Genomic DNA, 17,944 nt, shown 5'->3' with positions numbered 1-17,944 from the left:
GAAACAGTGGGGGCATGGTGGTTCTCAGCACGATCTACACCCGCACCGGTGACGACGGGAGCACGGGCCTCGGCGACTTCAGCCGGACGTCGAAGAACGACCCGCGCCTCGTCGCCTACGCCGACGCGGACGAGGCCGGCGCCGCGCTCGGCCTCGCGCTCACGTGTGCCCCCGATCTGCCTGAGCGGCTGCGCCCAATGCTCCTGCGCATCCAGAACGACCTGTTCGACGTCGGCGCCGACCTGTCGACACCCCTCGTGACACAGCCCGCGCACCCTCCCCTGCGCGTCCAGCAGGAGTGGATCGACGAACTCGAGACCGCCTGCGACGAGTTCGGTGCCGACCTGCCGACGCTGCGTTCCTTCGTCCTCGCCGGCGGCACTCAGGCGGCGGCCTATCTCCACCTCGCGCGGACGGTCGTGCGGCGCGCCGAGCGTGCCTGCTGGGCGGCCATCGACGCCCACGGGAGCGAGAGCGCCGAGCCCGACGACGAGCGTCCCGGCGGCGTCAACCCGCTGACGGCCAGGTATCTCAACCGGCTCTCGGACGCCCTGTTCGTGTTCGCGCGCTACGCCAACGCCCAAGGCCCCGGCGACGTGTTGTGGCAGCCCGGCGGGGGGCGCTGAGCCCCAGCCCGCTCCAGACGTGGGATGCGGCCGACGGGGCGGCCTTGGGAACGAGGCGCGCTCTCCGTGCCAAACCCGACCATCGCGGCGGTCGAGGTCGCGAAAGCAATGCCGCTGGGCGGGGCGTCGACCGTCAGAGACGCCGGACGGGGGTCTCAGACCAGGGCGTCCGCGTGCAATCCGGGCGGTGCGGACTCGCTCCACGAGCGCATCGCGGTGTAGTCACCGGGCGCCATGGCGATGGTGAAGGCCTCTTCACCGCAGCGCACGTCGACGCTCACCGCGTCACCCGACAGGGCCGCCGGGCGGTCACCGTCCGCGAGCTGAGCGCGCGAACCGAGGAAGAAGTCGCCGCGCGCCCAGGTGCGCCGCGGCGACATCGTCATCGAGCGGAACGAGAACCACTCGAGACGATCGTGGCGGTACCGCACCATCCCGGTGCGCCACGACGCGCCGGGGTAGCGAACCGCCATGACGGCGAGGTTGCCGTCGCGGCCGATGGCGCGCGTGCGCAGCACCATCGCCGCCAGAGCCAGCAAGACCAGGATGACGGCCAGCGCGAGAGTGATCTCGCCGGCCGTCATCGCTGAATCCATGGTTCGAAACCGCCTCAGACCCCGGCCATCTCGACGTGCTGAGCGACGACCGTCACCACGTCCTTGTCGACGGAGAGAAACCCGCCGTCGATCTTGACCGTACGGCGCTCGCCCTGCGCGGGCACGACGACGACGTCGCCCTCGACGAGGACGGACAGGATCGGCTGGTGACCGGGCAGGATGCCGATCTCACCTTCGGTGGTCCGTGCGATCAGGCGGCTCGCCTCGCCCTCCCAGACCTCACGGTCGGCAGCGACGAACTTGACGTTCAGGGTGCTCATGCGGGCTTCCTCTTCGAGTCGGTGATTTCCCCCATGATAGCGGGCGAATCGGGCCGGGGCGCGCGGCCCACCCGGTGGGTGTGCACGCCCGTGCGACAGGGGTCGTCAGCGACGCCCGTCCGCTCGCGCGTCGGCGTCTGCGTCGGCCGACGCGCCCGCGACGGACGCACCTTCGTGCGGCAGCGGCGCGAGCGGATCGGCGAGCGCCCCCGAAACCCGCGCCCCGGCGCGCATGAGGTGGAACACGACGACCGCCGCGAACGTACCGAGGGCGATGCCGGCAAAGGCGACGTCACCGATCGTCCACGTGTAGTCGGCGATGCCGACGATGAGCGCGACCGCAGCCGTCATGAGGTTGACGGGGTTGGCGAAGTCGACGCGGTTCTCCATCCAGATGCGCACGCCGAGCATGCCGATCATGCCGTAGAGGACCGTCGCCGCTCCCCCGAGGACGCCGGGCGGGATCGTCGAGATGATCGCGCCGAACTTCGGCAGGAACGACAGCCCGATCGCCGTGATGGCCGCGACCCAGTAGGCCGCCGTCGAATACACCTTCGTCGCCGCCATGACGCCGATGTTCTCGGCATACGTCGTCGTGCCCGAGCCGCCACCGAAGCCGGCGAGCGTCGTGGCGAGGCCGTCACCGAGCAGCGCACGCCCCGAGACGTCGTCGAGGTTGCGGTCCGTCATCTGCGCGACCGACTTCACGTGGCCGATGTTCTCCGCGATCAGCACGAGCACGACCGGCACGAACAGCCCGACGACCGACCACGAGAACGACGGCGACGCGAAGTGCGGCAGTCCGATCCAGGCGGCGGAATCCACGGCGTCGAAGTCGACCTCACCGCGCAGGCACGCGACGAGATACCCGGTGAGCACACCGATGAGGATGCTGAGGCGCCCGAGCAGCCCCTTCGCGAGCACCGTCACCGCGAGGATGACGACCAGGGTGACGGGCGCCGTCACAGGCGCCTTCATGAAGTTGCCCTTGGCCGCAGGCGCGAGGTTGAGGCCGATGAGCGCGACGATCGTGCCCGTGACGACCGGCGGCATGAGCGCACGCAACCAGCCGTCGCCGGCGACCTGGACGACGAGCCCGACGAGCGCCAGAGCCAGGCCCGCCATGACGACGCCGCCCAGCGCCGTCGCCATGTCGTGCGCCTTCGTCGCGGCCGTCAGCGGCGCGATGAACGCGAACGACGAGCCGAGGTAGCTCGGCACGCGCCCCGCCGTCAGCAGCAGGAAGACGACCGTGCCGACGCCGGAGAAGAACAGCGTCGTCGACGGCGGGAAGCCCGTCAGCAGCGGCACGAGGAACGTCGCACCGAACATGGCGACGACGTGCTGCATGCCGATGCCGATCGTCTTCGGCCACGCCAAGCGCTCGTCCGGCGCGACGACCGCGTCACCGCGCGTGAGGTCGTCCTCACGCACCCGCCACTTCAGACCCAGATCCATCCCTGCTCCTCATTCCTGCGCGCCGCGACTCAACGACGCGCTCTGCTCACGATGCACGACGAAGGGCCGGGGGTCGAAACCCCCAGCCCTTCGTCGTTCTCACTCCCCGCCTCGGGTCATCCCCGCCGCGGCGCGCGAATCAGTCCTGCTTGGCCAGCTCCGCGGCCTGACGCTCGACGTCGTCGAGGCCACCACACATGAAGAAGGCCTGCTCGGGGACGTGGTCGTAGTCGCCGTCCGCGATCTTCGTGAAGGCCTCGATCGAGTCCTGCAGCGACACCGTCGAACCCTCGATGCCGGTGAACTGCTTGGCGACGTAGGTGTTCTGCGACAGGAAGCGCTGGATGCGGCGAGCGCGGTTGACGAGAATCTTGTCCTCTTCGGAGAGCTCATCGATACCGAGGATCGCGATGATGTCCTGCAGTTCCTTGTTGCGCTGCAGGATCGACTTGATGCGAACCGCCGTCTCGTAGTGCTCCTTCGAGATGTAACGCGGGTCGAGGATGCGCGACGTCGACGTCAGCGGGTCCACGGCCGGGTAGATACCCATCGACGCGATGTCACGCGAGAGCTCGGTCGTCGCGTCGAGGTGCGCGAACGTCGTCGCCGGGGCCGGGTCGGTGTAGTCGTCGGCCGGCACGTAGATGGCCTGCATCGACGTGATCGAGTGACCACGCGTCGAGGTGATGCGCTCCTGGAGCACACCCATCTCGTCGGCCAGCGTCGGCTGGTAACCCACGGCGGACGGCATGCGGCCGAGCAGCGTGGAGACCTCGGAACCGGCCTGCGTGAAGCGGAAGATGTTGTCGATGAACAGCAGCACGTCCTGCTTCTGCACGTCGCGGAAGTACTCCGCCATCGTCAGCGCCGACAGGGCGACGCGAAGACGCGTTCCCGGCGGCTCGTCCATCTGGCCGAACACGAGCGCGGTCTGGCCGAGGACGCCGGCCTCTTCCATCTCGACCATGAGGTCGTTGCCCTCACGGGTGCGCTCACCGACACCGGCGAACACGGACACACCACCGTGGTTGCGAGCGACTCGAGCGATCATCTCCTGGATCAGAACGGTCTTGCCGACACCGGCACCACCGAACAGGCCGATCTTTCCGCCCTGGACGTACGGGGTCAGCAGGTCGATGACCTTGATGCCCGTCTCGAACATCGTCGTCTTGGACTCGAGCTGGTCGAACGCGGGCGCCGTACGGTGGATACCCCAGCGCTCCTTGACCTCGAGCTGCTCGCCCTCTTCGAGGTCGAGGCAGTCACCCGTCGCGTTGAAGACGTGGCCGAGGGTGACGTCGCCGACCGGTACGGAGATCGGCCCGCCGGAGTCGCGCACCTCGGAGCCGCGGACGATGCCGTCCGTCGGCTGCAGCGAGATGGCGCGAACCATCCAGTCACCGATGTGCTGGGCGACCTCGAGGTTGATGTTCTTCTGCTCGCCGTTGAGCGAGACCTCGAGCGTCAGGAGGTTGTAGACCTCCGGCATCGTGTCGGCCGAGAACTCGACGTCGACGACCGGGCCGATGACGCGCGAGACGCGGCCCACGCCGCCCGCGGCCGGGGCCGCGGTTGCGCTTTCGTTGATGGTGGCAGTCATGAGGATTCCTTTACGTGAAGGCGGTCAGCTGGCATCGGCGAGGGCGCTGGCGCCACCCACGATCTCGCTGATCTCTTGCGTAATCTCGGCCTGACGGGCCTGGTTGGCCAGTCGGGTGTAGGTCTTGATGAGTTCGGTCGCGTTGTCCGTGGCGGACTTCATCGCGCGCTGGCGGGCAGCGAGCTCGGAAGCGGCCGACTGCAGGAGCGCGTTGAAGATGCGAGCCGTGACGTACTTCGGCAGCAGCGCATCGAGCACGCCCTCGGCGTTCGGCTCGAAGTCGTAGAGCGGAAGCGGTCCGTCGGGCTTGCCGTCGCCGTCGAGGTCGAGCTGACCCTCGGCCACCTCGAGCGGCAGCAGACGGATGACGCGGGCCTGCTGCGTCACCATCGACTGGAACTCGGTGTAGACGACGTGCAGTTCGTCGACCCCGCCACCCTCGGCACCGGCATGGAAGTCGGCGGTCAGACGCTCACCGATCTCCTCGGCGTTCTCGAACTTGGGGCTGTCGGTGAAGCCCGTCCACTCTGCCTCGTACTCGCGACGGCGGAACTTGTAGTAGCTCACGCCCTTGCGGCCGACGAGGTAGGGGACGACCTCCTTGCCCTCGTGCTCGAGCTTGGTGATGAGCTGCTGGGCTTCCTTCATCGCGTTGACCGAGTACGAGCCGGCGAGGCCGCGGTCAGCCGTGACGATGAGGACGCCGGCGCGCTTGACGTTCTCGCGCTCCGTCGTCAGTGCGTGGTCGATGTCCGACGTGGAGGACGCGACCGAGGAGACGGCTCGGGTCAGGGCCACGGCGTAGGGCGTCGACTTCGCGACGGCCTCGCGCGCCTTGACCACGCGCGAGGCAGCGATGAGCTCCATCGCGCGCGTGATCTTCTTGGTCGCCTGGACGGACCGGATGCGCTGGCGGTAGACCCGCTGCTGCGCTCCCATAGCTTTCCGCCTCTCTGTACTGGTGCTGGCTTGGGTGGTGGTGTCGACCTGGCGGCCGACCTCGGCGGGTGCTCGTCACACCCGCCGAGGTGCGATCACGAAGATCACGGCTTGTGCTTGGTGATCTTCTCCTGGTTGATGTGGTCCGCAGCGATCTCGTCGAACTGCTCGGAACCCTCACCACCGTGGTCGGACGACGCCTGGAACTGCTTGCGGAAGTCGTCCATCGCACCGGCGAAGACGTCCTTGCCGTCGTCGGCCAGCTTGCCGCTCTCGCGGATCGCCATCATGAACTCACCGTGGTTGCGGTGCATGTACTCGAGCCACTCGGCCTCGAAGCGCTGCACGTCCTCGGTCTTGACATCGTCGAACTTGCCCGTCGTACCGGCCCACAGCGACGCGACCTGGTCCTCGACCGGGTACGGGCTGTTCTGCGGCTGCTTGAACATCTCCATGAGACGCTCACCGCGAGCGAGCTGACGGCGCGACGCGGCGTCGAGGTCGGAGGCGAACATGGCGAACGCCTGCATCTCGCGGAACTGCGCGAGGTCGACCTTGATCGAACCGGTGACGGCCTTCATGGCCTTCGTCATGGCCGCACCACCGACACGCGACACGGAGATACCCACGTCGACAGCCGGGCGCTGGTTGGCGTTGAACAGGTCGGCCTGGAGGAAGATCTGGCCGTCCGTGATCGAGATGACGTTCGTCGGGATGTAGGCCGAGACGTCGCCGGCCTTCGTCTCGATGATCGGCAGACCCGTCATCGAACCGGCACCAAGGTCGTCCGACAGCTTTGCGCAACGCTCGAGCAGACGCGAGTGCAGGTAGAACACGTCACCGGGGTAGGCCTCGCGGCCCGGCGGACGGCGCAGCAGCAGCGACATGGCGCGGTAGGCCTCAGCCTGCTTGCTCAGGTCGTCGAACACGATGAGGACGTGCTTGCCCTGGTACATCCAGTGCTGGCCGATGGCCGAACCGGTGAACGGAGCGAGGTACTTGAAGCCCGCCGCGTCACCCGCCGGAGCGTTGACGATCGTCGTGTACTCCATCGCGCCGGCCTCTTCGAGCGTGGCGCGGACCTCGGCGACAGTCGAGTTCTTCTGACCGACGGCGACGTAGATGCAGCGAACCTGCTTCGACGGGTCGCCCGTCTCCCAGTTCTGCTTCTGGTTGATGATCGTGTCGGTGGCGATCGTCGTCTTGCCCGTCTTGCGGTCACCGATGATCAGCTGACGCTGACCGCGACCGACCGGCGTCATGGCGTCGATCGCCTTGATGCCCGTCATGAGCGGCTCGTGGACCGACTTGCGCTGGACGACGGTGGGCGCCTGCAGCTCGAGGGCGCGACGGCCTTCGGCCTCGATGTCGCCCAGGCCGTCGATCGGCTGACCGAGCGGGTTGACGACGCGGCCCATGAACGCGTCACCGACGGGAACCGAGAGGACCTCGCCCGTGCGCTTGACGCTCTGGCCTTCTTCGATGCCGCCGAACTCACCCAGGATGACGACGCCGATCTCGTGGACGTCGAGGTTCTGGGCGATACCGAGCGTGCCGTCTTCGAACTGAAGCAGCTCGTTGGTCATGGCCGAGGGAAGACCCTCGACGTGTGCGATGCCGTCAGCGGCATCGACGACGCGGCCGACCTCTTCACGGGAGGCCGCGCCGGGCTCGTAGGACTGAACGTAACCGTTCAGTGCATCCCGGATCTCCTCCGGACGGATCGAAAGCTCCGTCATCATCACTCCTTGTCATGGGCCCGCATCGGGCGCCGTGCTTCTTGGCTCAGGGCCGCGGATGCGGCAATTCTTTGGGCGTCGATCAGCCGGACAGGTGCGCGCGGGCCTCGTCGAGGCGACGCGCGATCGTTCCGTCGATGACGTCGTCACCGACAGCCACCTTGATGCCGCCGACGACCGAGGGGTCGATGACGACGTTCGTCTGCACGGGCTTGCCGTACATCTTCGTCAGAGCCGCGCGCAGCCGCTCGTTCTGCTCCGGGGTCAGCTCGACCGCACTCGTGACGATCGCGCTCGACTGGCCGCGGCGCCCGGCCACGCCCTCGAGGAACTCCTCGATGGCCCGCTCGAAACCGCGCCCACGGGGGGAGCCTGCGGCGCGAGTGGCGAGCAGCGCCGTCTCGGGGGCGACCTTGCCCTCAAGCAGACGGGCGACGAGCCCGGCCTTGTCCGCACCGCTGCGAGAGCGGTCGGACAGGGCATCCCTGAGGCCCGCGTCGGAAGCGACGGTCCGCTCGAAGCGGAACAGCTCGTTCTCGAAAGCATCCGCGCGACCGGCCTTCTCCGCCGAAGCGGTGGCGGCCTCGACCGCAAGACGCTCCAGAGCGTCACTGAGGTCGCGCTCGCTCGACCAGCGTTCACCGGCGACAGCCGTCACGACCGCCATCGCGTCGTAGCCGATCTTGCCGCTGAACAGACGCTGGACAAGGCCACGCTTGGCCTCGCTCTCGCGCGACGGGTCACCCAGCGCGCGACGCAGCGTCGCGTTGGAATCGATGACGTCGACGACCGCGAAGAGCTCACGAGCCGTGTTCATCGGGTCACCGGGGCCGGACAGGGTGCCGTTGAGCACCTGCCGGGCCGCGGAGAGAGCCGTCCTCGACGAACCCTGCATCAGGCTTCGACCCGCGTGCTGCCTGCGCTCGAGGCGGCGGCCTCGGAGCCGGCGGTGGCGGACTCGGGACGGATTCTGCCCGCCTCGAGCTCGGCGAGGAACCGGTCGACGATGCCCTTCTGACGGGCTTCGTCGTGCAGCGACTCACCGACGATGCGGCTGGCGAGCTCGGTGGACAGGCCACCGAGCTCGCTGCGCAGCTGGACAAAGGCCTGCTGACGCTCGGCCGCGATCTGCTTCGTCGCGTTCTCGGTGATGCGGGCGGCTTCGGCGCCGGCCTGCTCACGGCTCTCCGCGATGATGGCCGCACCCTGGGCGCGGGCGTCCTCGCGGATCTTGGCCGCCTCAGCACGCGCGTCGGCGAGCTGCGACTCGTACTGCTGCTTGGCGGCGGCGGCCTCCTTCTGGGCCTCCTCCGCCTTGGCGATGCCGCCCTCGATGGACGCCGTACGCTCCGCGTACATGCGCTCCATGTTCGGAACGACCTTCGTCTTGTACAGCCAGTACAGGATCGCGAAGGCGATGAGCCCGATGATCATCTCGGCGGGGTGCGGGAGCAGCGGCAGCTTCTCCGGCCAACCTGCACCTTCAGATGCGAGGAACACCTTGGCTTCCTATCTGTTGGGGGGACTGGTCAGTTCGAGCAGGACTTACTTGCCCTGGAAGACGAACGCGAAGACCAGACCAAGGATGGCGAGTGCCTCGGTGAGCGCCATGCCGGTGAAGGCGATGGTCTGCAGCATGTTGCGGGCCTCGGGCTGACGCGCCACACCGTTGATGTAGGCGGCGAAGATCAGACCGATACCGATGCCGGGGCCGATAGCAGCGAGTCCGTAGCCGAGGAATGCGATGTCGCCGGTCATGTGCTTTTCCTTTCGAGTGGCACCGGGACCTTTTCCCGGTGTCGCTGAGGTTCAGAAGGGGTACAGAGTGCCGATCAGTGGTGATCGGAGACCGCGTCTGCGAGATACAGAGCGGCAAGCATGGTGAAGATGAAGGCCTGCAGGAACTCGATGAGCAGTTCGAAGAACGACATCAGGATGGCCGCGGCGAACGAGAGAACGCCGGCACCGTTGAGGCCGATGTTGCCGCCGTGCAGGAGGAGGTACTCACCGCCGACGATGAACACGAGGAGCATGAGGTGCCCCGCCATCATGTTGCCGAAGAGTCGCAGCGCCAGCGTCAGCGGGCGGATGAGGAAGTACGTGAGGAACTCGAGCACGAACATGATCGGCTTGAGCCACCCCGGCAGGCCCGGGGGGATGAGCGAGCCCATGTACTTGCCGAAGCCGCCCTTCGCCTTGACCGCCGCGACGTGGTACGTGACGTACACGATGAGCGTGAGGACGATCGGGAACCCGATGCGACCCGTGCTCGGGTACTGGATGAAGGGGATGATTCCGGCCACGTTGTTGAACAGGATCAGGGTGAAGCAAGTCAACAACAGCGGCAGGAACCGCATGAAGTCCTTCGAGCCGATGATGTCGCGCCCGATCGTGTTGCGCACGAAGTCGTAGACACCCTCGGCGATGAACTGACGCTTGCTCGGCACGACTGAGAGCTTCTTGCCCGTCACGGTGACGAAAAACCAGCCGATGAGCAGGGCCGACACGAGGAAGACCACGGCGGGGCGCGTGATGGCCCAGTTGCTGTCGCCACCGATCAGGGGCCACCAGAAATCGCTCGTGCCCGGGGACTTGAACGACTCCCCGTCGGCAACCAGGGCAGCGCCCGCGATGAAGCTCACAAATTCTCCTCAGTCAGCATCCAGCAAAAAAGTTCAGTGTGTCTGTTGCAGTGGAACCGCCCCTGCCCTCTCGGGCTGGTCGGCGGCTCGAGGTGCACGCCGGAGACACTGCGTATCCTACCCGACGCTGTGCCGCGGTTCACTGGGAGCCGCCGCTCGTCGTCGAAGCGCCTGACGCGTCCGGGTCGTAGACGTACTGCCGCGTCCGCATGAACGAGCGCACCTGGAAGATCTGCCAGGCCACGACCACGATGGCGACGGTGATGCCCGTTGCAGGCCCGTCGAGGGATTCCACCTTCGTCGCGAGGACGAGGACGACGCCGAGAACGATCACCTGGGCGAAGAAGACCGCCATCGCCGCAGCCATGATGGCGACCGGGCTGAGCGTGCGCAGCGTACGAAGGACGAGCAGACCACTCGCGAAGAAGGCGAGGGCGAGAACCGTGCCGAACAGTGACGACACTCCCCCGGCCACGCCGTTGAGCACTGCGAACACGACCGCGCAGACGACGCCCACTGCGGCACTCGGCACGAGCGAATCACGCAGCATCGCAGCGAACGGCGACACGTTGGTCACCGGGTGCGAGGTGGAGGCGGAGTCCATGGAGGAAGGGCTCACAATCTGCGTTGGCGCGGGGATCACGTCGTCGGGTTCGGGCTCGTCACCAGGGTGAATCCATCACCTGAACCTGCTTGTGAAAACTATCACAAGGCCTTGCGGCGTCGCCAACGGGGCAGCCCCCACGTCAGCGCGAAGGCGAGGACCGTCAGCCCCGTGAGGGCGGCGAGCGAGCGCTCGACGGGCCAGTACGCCATCGAGACGAGGCCGAGGGCGATGCCGATCGACCACAGGTAGAGGATGAGCACGGCCGCGCGGTGCGTGTGCCCGATCTTCAGCATGCGGTGGTGCAGGTGGCGACCGTCCGCCTCCCACGGTTTCTGCCCGGAGCGCAGGCGACGCACGATGGCCGCGGCGAAATCCCACAGCGGCACCGCGAGGATCGCGAGGGGCACGAGCAGCGGCAGCAGGAACGCGACGGAGGCGTCACCCGAACCGGAGACGGCCGCCGGGTCGAGGTTGCCGGCGAACGAGATCGTGGCGGCCGCGATGAGCGTGCCGAGGAGCAACGAGCCGGCGTCCCCCATGAACAACCGCGCCGGATGAAAGTTGTGCGGCAGGAAGCCGACGCAGACACCCACCGTCGCCGCCGCGATGAAGGCTGACGTCGTGAACACCGACTTGTCGCCCCACTGCACGGCCTGTTGGTAGGCGTAGACGAAGAACGAGAACGAGGCGATGCCCACCATGCCGGCTGCGAGACCGTCGAGACCGTCAACCCAGTTCACGGCGTTGACGATGACGAGAATGACGAGCACCGACAGCACGACGAGCACCGGCGTCGGCAGGACGGTCTGCTCCCCCAGCGGCAGGAAGAGAAACTGCACGCCCGAGACGACGAGGACGCAGGCCGCGAGCGTCTGACCACCGAACTTGATGGCCCAGTTGAGCTCCGCGAAGTCGTCCCACGCGCCGAGCCCGCACATCATGGCCGCGGCGATCGTCGTGCCGATGGCTTCGCGACTGTCGAACACGTGCGACAGGTACGGCAGCCGCGAGGCGACACCGACGGCCGCGAGGAAGCCGACGAACAGCGCCACTCCCCCGAGCCGCGGGATCGGCAGGGCGTGCACGTCACGCGCACGCACCTGCGTCACCGCCCCGAAGCGAACTGCCGACCACCGTGCGAGCGGCGTCATCACGAACGTGACGATCGCAGCGACGACGCTGATGAGGACGTACTCACGCACGGCAGGCGGTCAGATTTCAGCGGGGGTAGGCGGGGAAACGCGTGACGAGATCGGTGACCTGCTCGCGGATCTCCTGCGCGACGGGGTGCTCGGGCGTGCCGTCCGTCTCGGTGACGGCGCGGTGGATGACGTCGGCGATGACGTCCATCTCGGCAAGGCCCATGCCCTGCGTCGTGACGGACGGGGTGCCGACGCGGATGCCCGAGGCGATGTTCGGCTTCTGCGGGTCGAACGGGATCGCGTTCTTGTTGAGCGTGATGCCCGCGACGTCGCAGCGCAGTTCGGCGTCGGTGCCGGTGACGTCGACGTCACGCAGATCGAGCAGCGACAGGTGCGTGTCCGTGCCGCCCGTCGTCGGACGGATGCCCTTGGCCTTGAGCCCCTCGGCGAGACGCTGCGAGTTGGCGATGACGTCCTTCGCGTACTGCTGGTACTCGGGCGTCGCGCACTCCTTGAAGTTCACGGCCTTCGCCGCGATCGTGTGCATCTGCGGGCCACCCTGCATCATCGGGAAGACGGCCTTGTCGATCGCCTTCGCGTGCTCTTCCTTGCAGACGATGGCGCCCGAGCGGGGGCCGCGCAGCACCTTGTGCGTCGTGAACGAGACGACGTCGGCGTGCGGCACCGGCGACGGAATCGCCTTGCCGGCGACGAGACCGATGAAGTGAGCCGCGTCGACCCAGAAGATCGCGCCGACCTCGTCGGCGATGGCGCGGATGCGCTCGAAGTCGATGAGACGCGGGATGGCGGAGCCGCCCGCGAGGATGACCTTCGGCTTGTGCTCCTTGGCGAGACGCTCGACCTCGTCGTAGTCGATGTCCTCCGTCTCGGGGTCGACGCCGTAGCCGACGGCGTTGAACCACTTGCCCGAGAAGGACACCTTCGTGCCGTGCGTGAGGTGGCCGCCCATGGGCAGGCTCATCGCGAGGATCGTGTCACCGGGGTTCATGAACGCGCCGTACACGGCCTGGTTCGCCGAGGCACCCGAGTGGGGCTGGACGTTGGCGTGCTCGGCGTCGAACAGCGCCTTCGCACGCTCGATGGCGATCGTCTCGGCCTTGTCGACCTCGGCGCAGCCACCGTAGTAGCGACGGCCGGGGTAACCCTCGGCGTACTTGTTGCTCAGCGTCGAACCGAGCGCGGTGAGGACGGCCGGGCTGGACATGTTCTCACTCGCGATGAGCTGCAGGCCGCCGCGCAGGCGGTCGAGCTCGGAGATGAGGACACCGGCGATGTCGGGGTCGAAGGATTCGAGGGCGGCGTAGTCGGAGCCGTAGAACGGGGTCGTCATGCTCGCCACCTTAGTGGTTCTGCTCGCCCGGGCGGCCAGGAAGCTCCACGCTCGTCACGCTCTCGGGCTCGAACGGCGGTTCCGCTCCGATGCCGCCGAGCGGGATGGCCTGCGTCGCCTCGCCCGCCCGCGCGCGAGCTCCCATGGCCTCGAGACGCTGACGTTCGGCCGTGCGCTCGTCGTCGGTCGACTCGGGCGCGGGGTTCGAGGCCGACTCGTGCTGGTGCGGGTTGTCCGTTTCCGGGGCATCCTGGGGTGTCTCGGACAGCGGCGCACCCGTCGAGTCGAGCAGGTCGATGGGCCCGAGCACCTCACGCAGCTGTGCCGGAGTGATCGTGCCGCGGCGCAGCATGACGGGGTCGGGCTTGGTGCAGTCGAGGATCGTGCTGGGCAACCCGTCGTCGCACATTCCCCCGTCGAGATAAACCTCGACCGCCGGGCCGAACGCGAAACCGGCCTCCGTGATCGTCGTGACCGGCGGCTGGCCCGTGCGGTTCGCCGAGCTGACGGCGAGCGGCCCCGTCGTCTGCAGCAGTTCGAGCGCGATCTCGTGATCAGGCATGCGCAACCCGACCGTGCCGTTCGTGTCACCCAGATCCCACATGAGCGACGGCTGCGCACGGAAGATCAACGTCAGCCCGCCCGGCCAGAAGCGCTCCATGAGGCGACGCGCGTAGGACGGCACGTTCATCGCGAGGCCCTCGACCGTCGCCGGGTTCGGCACGAGGACGGCCGGCGGCTTGTCGCGCCCACGCCCCTTCGCCGCGAGCAGCGCCGCGACGCCGTCAGGGTTGAAGGGGTCGGCGCCGACGCCGTACACCGTGTCGGTGGGCAGGACGACGAGTTTGCCCTCGCCGACGGCAGCATGCGCCGCCTCGATGGCGCGCTCGCGCTCATCCGAACCGGAAACGTCGAAAACGGGGCTCACGCCACTCTCCTAGAAGTCGAAACCACCCATGTCGCCCCCGAAGTCTCCCCCACCGAAGTCGCCCCCGTCGAACCCGCCGAAGTCGCTGCCCCCGGCGAAGTCCTGGCCGCCGTCGAATCCGCCACCGTCGGCAACGTCGTTTCCGCCGCCGTCGCCCCCACCGTCCTGGTAGCCATCCTGATATGCGTCCTGCATGTCGTGGGAATCGAAGTCGTTGCCCCAGTCGTCGAACATCGCATCGGCGATGGCGGTGCCGACGAAGGCGCCGGCGACGCTCGTGAGCAGCATCGAGCCCATGCCCATGCCGCCCATCCCCATCCCCATGCCGCCGCGACCGAAGCCGCCGCCCATGCCGTAACCACCGAATGAGCTCTGGAGGAACCCGGGCTGACGCATCTCGGCCCGAGTCGCAGCCCGCGCCAGCGCCTGCGGGTCTGCGCTCTGCGGAGCATCCTGCGGGCTGTCGGTCGCGAGACGCGTGAGCACCTGCTGACGCTGCTCCGGCGTCAACTTGGCGAACGCCTCGGCGTGCGCCTTCTCGATCTCCTCCGGCGGCGCCGTCTTGAGCATGTACTCGTAGCGGGCGATGGCGCGCTCGTCCTCGGTCATCGACGCGCCCGGCGTCTGACGAGGCGCGCTCGACGCCTGCCACGGGTAGCCCTGCTGGGCATACCCCTGCTGCTGGTTGCCCTGCGCCGGATACGCGGACTGCCCGTATCCCGGCTGCTGACCGAAGCCCGGCTGGGCTCCCCCACGACCGAAGAGACGATCGAAGATCCCCATGGTGCGTTCCTCACGTCCGAGGCCGCCCAGCACGCTGCAGGCGGCGCGATTCGGCTCCCACTCTAAGCCCGGGTCCGTGGCGCACACACGTCCTCGCCGCCGGCTGGCGAGGCCGCACCAGCGCGCTGACGCGGCGTCCTCGGCCAACATCGTGACGGTGGCCGAGACGCAGGGCGGGGCGGTGCGAGACCGACATCAGAAGAGGCGCAGGCCCTGACGCCGACCTCGCGGTGTGTGCCTCAGCGGTGGCCGAGGGCGACGGGGACGCTCGACTCCTCGACGTCGTCGAGTGCGACGGTTTCGTCGGGCTGCAGTTCGTCGACAGACGTGGCGCTACCCGCTGTCGCGTCCGGCGTCGCCCGGGCGCTGACGAGGGCCGCGATCTCGCGCGGCCACACTCGTTCGCTCGTCGTCTCGAGGTTGCGAACCGACCACCAGCGCCAGCGCTGCATCGTCACCTGCTCCTCGGGCGTGAGCGCCCCCGGGTCGGGCTCGAAGCGTGTCGTGCGCACGGCGTAGAACACGTCGTCCTGACGCACGACCGAATCGGAGTACCCGTGGACGACGCGGCGCCGCGCGATCGGCCCGACGAAGGCATCGGCCTCGACCTGCAAACCGGTCTCCTCGAACAACTCACGCACCGCGGCGTCGCGTTCGCTCTCTCCGGGGTCGATGCCGCCACCCGGGGTCGACCACCACGTCGCGGGCGGGGTGAGGCCCTGGTCGGAATCCTCGTAGAGGAGCACGTCGCCGGCGTGATCGAGCACGAGCAGCCTGACGGTCGCGCGGCGCCTCACCGGGCGTTCTGCGGGGCTTGTGGGCACCTCGAAGCGCGAACCGCCCTCACGGCGGGCCAGCGTCATGCGGGGCTTGCCGGCGAGGTCGGCCTCGTCCCGCGCCCACTCGAAACCACGCCGATCGAGCAACGCCTCGGGCAGGGATTCGCCCTGGGCGTCTGCATGCTCCATGACGAGCAGACCGCCGGGCTTCAGCAGGTGCGCGGCGCGTTCGGCGATCTCGAGCGGAAAGCGAAGGCCGTCCTCGCTACCGCCGTACAGCGCAATCTCAGGGTCGTGCTCGGCAACCTCGGGGTCGATCGGCACCATGCCGGTGGGCACGTACGGCGGGTTGCTCACGACGACGTCGAAACTACCCTCGAGCTCAGGTAGAGCCTGGCGCGCATCCTCAACGCTCAAGTTGACAGTGAGGCCGATCTGCTTGCAGTTCAACGCTGCCCACGCCGCCGCTTCTTCGGAGAGTTCGACGGCGTAGACCTCGAGGTCGGGACGCTCGGCCTTGATCGCCAGGGCGATGGCGCCCGATCCGGTACACAGATCGACGATGCGCCCCCCGTACGGGGCCGCCTCGAGGGCGGCATCGACGAGCATCTCCGTCTCGGGGCGCGGCACGAACACGCCAGGGCCGACACGCAACTCCAGGCTGCGGAAAGGCGCCCGACCCGTCAGGTGCTGCAGCGGAACACGCCGTGCGCGCTCGTCGACGAGCGCCTCGAAGCGGGCCATGTCCCCGTCGCTGAGCTCGTGGCCGAGCACCTCGCGACGGCGCACCTCGCCCAGCTCGCACCCGAGAACATGGGCGAGCAGCAGCGCCGCATCACGATCCGCGGATTCGATGCCGGCGTCCGCGAGCCGCGCTGCAGCACGACGCAGCGTCGCGCGCAACGCCGTCACGCCCCCGACTCCCCCACTGCTGCGAGACGCGCCGCCTCGTCGGCGTCGAGCGCCGACTGGACGACGGCGTCGAGATCGCCGTCGAGCACCGCGTCGAGGTTGTACGACTTGTAGCCCGTGCGGTGATCTGCGATCCGGTTCTCGGGGAAGTTGTACGTGCGGATGCGCTCACTGCGGTCGACCGTGCGCACCTGCGACTTGCGCGCGGCCGAGGCCTCCGCTTCCTTGCGCTCGATCTCCATCTGACGCAGCCGCGCCTTGAGCACGCGCAGCGCGGACTCCTTGTTCTGCAGCTGCGACTTCTCGTTCTGGCAGCTGACGACGACACCCGTCGGCAGGTGGGTGATGCGCACGGCCGAGTCGGTCGTGTTGACACTCTGCCCACCCGGGCCGGAGCTGCGATAGACGTCGATCTTGAGGTCGTTCGGGCCGAACTCGATCTCGTCGTCGTCCTCGTCGAGATCCGGCATGACGAGGACGCCCGCCGCGCTCGTGTGGATGCGGCCCTGACTCTCGGTGACGGGCACGCGCTGCACGCGGTGCACGCCGCCTTCGTACTTGAGGCGCGCCCACGGGGCCTCGCCCGGTTCGGGCAGCCCCTTCGCGCGGACCGTGATGCGGGCGTCCTTGTACCCGCCGAGATCGGCGTCGGTCGCGTCGGCAATCTCGGCCTTCCAACCGCGGCGTTCCGCGTAACGCAGGTACATGCGGACGAGGTCGCCGGCGAACAGCGCCGACTCGGCGCCGCCCTCGCCGGCCTTGACCTCGAGGACGACATCGCGCTCATCGTCCTCGTCGCGCGGCAGCAGGAGCGTGCGCAGTTTGTCGGCGCTCGCCTCCAGATGGGTCTGCAACGCCGGCAGCTCCGCGGCGAACGCGGCGTCCTCGTCGGCCAGCTCTTCTGCCGCACCGAGGTCGTCCTGCGCGATCTTCCAGGCGTGATAAGCGGCGACGGTCGGTGCGAGGGCCGCGTAACGCTTGTTGAGGCGGCGCATCAGCGTCGGGTCCGCATGCGTCGCCGGTTCGGCCAGCTGCTTCTCGAGATCGTCGTACTCGGCGACGATCGTGGCGGCGGAATCAAGCATGACGCTCCTCGCGGACTGAAGTGATGGGGGCGCAGCGCCGGCAGGCGGCGTCCACGGGAATGCAAAACGCCGACCCCGCCCTGATGGGCTGGGGTCGGCGTGGTGCGAAGACTACTTGGCGTCCTTCTTGCCGTAGCGAGCCTGGAAGCGGGCGACACGACCACCCGTGTCCATGAGCTTCTGCTTGCCGGTGTAGAAGGGGTGGCAGTTGGAGCACACTTCGACGTTCATCTTGTCGCTCTTCGACGTGCTGCGCGTCTCGAACGTGTTGCCGCAGGTGCAGGACACCGTCGTGGCGGTGTACTCGGGGTGAAGGTTCTTCTTCACGGGGTTCTCCTAGCTGTTGAGGATGCCGCCGGGTCGTCATCACCGGGATGGTGGACGTGAACCGGAAGCCAACAAACAATCTTGCCAGATCGCCTGACATGGTTCAAAACATCGAGGTGGGACGAACCATTCCCGCCGCCACCCCGCCC

19 protein-coding genes are annotated in these 17,944 nt (G+C 68.0%); 1 reads left to right on the top strand and 18 read right to left on the bottom strand.

Annotation, left to right across the window (positions count from 1 at the left end; translation table 11 throughout):
• Window positions 1–14 precede the first annotated feature (14 nt).
• A complete protein-coding gene (locus EDC82_RS04580) occupies window positions 15–626 on the top strand; it encodes a cob(I)yrinic acid a,c-diamide adenosyltransferase (RefSeq protein WP_074046540.1) in 612 nt (203 codons plus the stop codon).
• A 155-nt stretch (window positions 627–781) separates the two neighbouring features.
• On the opposite strand, the gene EDC82_RS04575 is transcribed toward EDC82_RS04580, so the two are convergent.
• The 18 genes from EDC82_RS04575 to rpmE form a co-directional block, all read right to left on the bottom strand.
• On the bottom strand, window positions 782–1,222 hold the full coding sequence (locus tag EDC82_RS04575; RefSeq protein ID WP_006945926.1) for a DUF2550 family protein: 441 nt from the start codon (window positions 1,220–1,222) through the stop codon (window positions 782–784).
• A 14-nt stretch (window positions 1,223–1,236) separates the two neighbouring features.
• Window positions 1,237–1,503: a F0F1 ATP synthase subunit epsilon gene (locus EDC82_RS04570; protein ID WP_006945873.1), complete on the bottom strand. Its 267-nt coding sequence runs from the start codon at window positions 1,501–1,503 to the stop codon at window positions 1,237–1,239.
• Window positions 1,504–1,608: 105 nt separating this feature from the next.
• Window positions 1,609–2,961, bottom strand: a complete 1,353-nt coding sequence (locus tag EDC82_RS04565; protein ID WP_131940729.1) for a uracil-xanthine permease family protein — start codon at window positions 2,959–2,961, stop codon at window positions 1,609–1,611.
• 139 nt (window positions 2,962–3,100) lie between these two features.
• Window positions 3,101–4,561 (bottom strand): F0F1 ATP synthase subunit beta, encoded by a 1,461-nt coding sequence (gene atpD / locus EDC82_RS04560; RefSeq protein ID WP_062256367.1) that lies wholly within the window; start codon window positions 4,559–4,561, stop codon window positions 3,101–3,103.
• A 24-nt stretch (window positions 4,562–4,585) separates the two neighbouring features.
• Window positions 4,586–5,500, bottom strand: coding sequence for a F0F1 ATP synthase subunit gamma (locus EDC82_RS04555; protein ID WP_006946039.1), 915 nt, complete (start codon window positions 5,498–5,500; stop codon window positions 4,586–4,588).
• 104 nt (window positions 5,501–5,604) lie between these two features.
• Window positions 5,605–7,239, bottom strand: a complete 1,635-nt coding sequence (gene atpA / locus EDC82_RS04550; RefSeq protein ID WP_038570542.1) for a F0F1 ATP synthase subunit alpha — start codon at window positions 7,237–7,239, stop codon at window positions 5,605–5,607.
• 82 nt (window positions 7,240–7,321) lie between these two features.
• Complete coding sequence (locus tag EDC82_RS04545; protein WP_062256364.1) at window positions 7,322–8,134, bottom strand: F0F1 ATP synthase subunit delta; 813 nt, start codon at window positions 8,132–8,134, stop codon at window positions 7,322–7,324.
• Window positions 8,134–8,739, bottom strand: coding sequence for a F0F1 ATP synthase subunit B (locus EDC82_RS04540; protein WP_074046545.1), 606 nt, complete (start codon window positions 8,737–8,739; stop codon window positions 8,134–8,136). Before EDC82_RS04540 ends, EDC82_RS04545 begins: the two co-directional genes overlap by 1 nt.
• Window positions 8,740–8,784: 45 nt before the next feature.
• The gene (atpE, locus tag EDC82_RS04535; protein WP_062257494.1) at window positions 8,785–8,997 is read right to left on the bottom strand and encodes an ATP synthase F0 subunit C; all 213 of its coding nucleotides are present in this window, start codon (window positions 8,995–8,997) and stop codon (window positions 8,785–8,787) included.
• A gap of 74 nt (window positions 8,998–9,071) precedes the next feature.
• A complete protein-coding gene (gene atpB, locus EDC82_RS04530) occupies window positions 9,072–9,881 on the bottom strand; it encodes a F0F1 ATP synthase subunit A (RefSeq protein WP_074041227.1) in 810 nt (269 codons plus the stop codon).
• 139 nt (window positions 9,882–10,020) lie between these two features.
• Window positions 10,021–10,485, bottom strand: a complete 465-nt coding sequence (locus EDC82_RS04525) for a hypothetical protein (RefSeq protein ID WP_062257498.1) — start codon at window positions 10,483–10,485, stop codon at window positions 10,021–10,023.
• Window positions 10,486–10,586: 101 nt separating this feature from the next.
• Window positions 10,587–11,690 (bottom strand): MraY family glycosyltransferase, encoded by a 1,104-nt coding sequence (locus tag EDC82_RS04520; protein WP_131940727.1) that lies wholly within the window; start codon window positions 11,688–11,690, stop codon window positions 10,587–10,589.
• 16 nt (window positions 11,691–11,706) lie between these two features.
• Window positions 11,707–12,981, bottom strand: a complete 1,275-nt coding sequence (gene glyA, locus EDC82_RS04515; RefSeq protein ID WP_131940725.1) for a serine hydroxymethyltransferase — start codon at window positions 12,979–12,981, stop codon at window positions 11,707–11,709.
• A gap of 10 nt (window positions 12,982–12,991) precedes the next feature.
• The gene (locus EDC82_RS04510) at window positions 12,992–13,909 is read right to left on the bottom strand and encodes an L-threonylcarbamoyladenylate synthase (RefSeq protein ID WP_074041225.1); all 918 of its coding nucleotides are present in this window, start codon (window positions 13,907–13,909) and stop codon (window positions 12,992–12,994) included.
• A 9-nt stretch (window positions 13,910–13,918) separates the two neighbouring features.
• Window positions 13,919–14,692, bottom strand: coding sequence for a hypothetical protein (locus tag EDC82_RS04505; protein ID WP_131940723.1), 774 nt, complete (start codon window positions 14,690–14,692; stop codon window positions 13,919–13,921).
• 239 nt (window positions 14,693–14,931) lie between these two features.
• Entirely contained in the window at window positions 14,932–16,383 is a 1,452-nt protein-coding gene (gene prmC / locus EDC82_RS15245) for a peptide chain release factor N(5)-glutamine methyltransferase (RefSeq protein WP_160126189.1), read from the bottom strand.
• Window positions 16,380–17,468, bottom strand: coding sequence for a peptide chain release factor 1 (gene prfA, locus EDC82_RS04495; RefSeq protein WP_062257153.1), 1,089 nt, complete (start codon window positions 17,466–17,468; stop codon window positions 16,380–16,382). The genes prmC and prfA overlap by 4 nt, the downstream gene beginning before the upstream one ends.
• Window positions 17,469–17,579: 111 nt before the next feature.
• The gene (rpmE, locus tag EDC82_RS04490; protein ID WP_006945964.1) at window positions 17,580–17,795 is read right to left on the bottom strand and encodes a 50S ribosomal protein L31; all 216 of its coding nucleotides are present in this window, start codon (window positions 17,793–17,795) and stop codon (window positions 17,580–17,582) included.
• Window positions 17,796–17,944 lie beyond the last annotated feature (149 nt).

It is taken from the genome of Dermacoccus sp. SAI-028, from assembly GCF_004346775.1.
GTDB classification, from domain to species: domain Bacteria; phylum Actinomycetota; class Actinomycetes; order Actinomycetales; family Dermatophilaceae; genus Dermacoccus; species Dermacoccus nishinomiyaensis.
Note: the sequence above shows the minus strand (reverse complement) of the source record. Positions and strands in the feature narration are given on the sequence as shown.

What these genes read in the sequence shown, in the direction of transcription:
- atpD (WP_062256367.1), bottom strand. Translation starts at nt 4,561, where the DNA reads ATGACTGCCACCATCAACGAAAGCGCAACCGCGGCCCCGGCCGCGGGC.
- EDC82_RS04555 (WP_006946039.1), bottom strand. Translation starts at nt 5,500, where the DNA reads ATGGGAGCGCAGCAGCGGGTCTACCGCCAGCGCATCCGGTCCGTCCAG.
- EDC82_RS04525 (WP_062257498.1), bottom strand. Translation starts at nt 10,485, where the DNA reads ATGGACTCCGCCTCCACCTCGCACCCGGTGACCAACGTGTCGCCGTTC.
- EDC82_RS04575 (WP_006945926.1), bottom strand. Translation starts at nt 1,222, where the DNA reads ATGGATTCAGCGATGACGGCCGGCGAGATCACTCTCGCGCTGGCCGTC.
- EDC82_RS04565 (WP_131940729.1), bottom strand. Translation starts at nt 2,961, where the DNA reads ATGGATCTGGGTCTGAAGTGGCGGGTGCGTGAGGACGACCTCACGCGC.
- prfA (WP_062257153.1), bottom strand. Translation starts at nt 17,468, where the DNA reads ATGCTTGATTCCGCCGCCACGATCGTCGCCGAGTACGACGATCTCGAG.
- atpE (WP_062257494.1), bottom strand. Translation starts at nt 8,997, where the DNA reads ATGACCGGCGACATCGCATTCCTCGGCTACGGACTCGCTGCTATCGGC.
- EDC82_RS04570 (WP_006945873.1), bottom strand. Translation starts at nt 1,503, where the DNA reads ATGAGCACCCTGAACGTCAAGTTCGTCGCTGCCGACCGTGAGGTCTGG.
- atpA (WP_038570542.1), bottom strand. Translation starts at nt 7,239, where the DNA reads ATGACGGAGCTTTCGATCCGTCCGGAGGAGATCCGGGATGCACTGAAC.
- glyA (WP_131940725.1), bottom strand. Translation starts at nt 12,981, where the DNA reads ATGACGACCCCGTTCTACGGCTCCGACTACGCCGCCCTCGAATCCTTC.
- EDC82_RS04580 (WP_074046540.1), top strand. Translation starts at nt 15, where the DNA reads ATGGTGGTTCTCAGCACGATCTACACCCGCACCGGTGACGACGGGAGC.
- EDC82_RS04505 (WP_131940723.1), bottom strand. Translation starts at nt 14,692, where the DNA reads ATGGGGATCTTCGATCGTCTCTTCGGTCGTGGGGGAGCCCAGCCGGGC.
- EDC82_RS04545 (WP_062256364.1), bottom strand. Translation starts at nt 8,134, where the DNA reads ATGCAGGGTTCGTCGAGGACGGCTCTCTCCGCGGCCCGGCAGGTGCTC.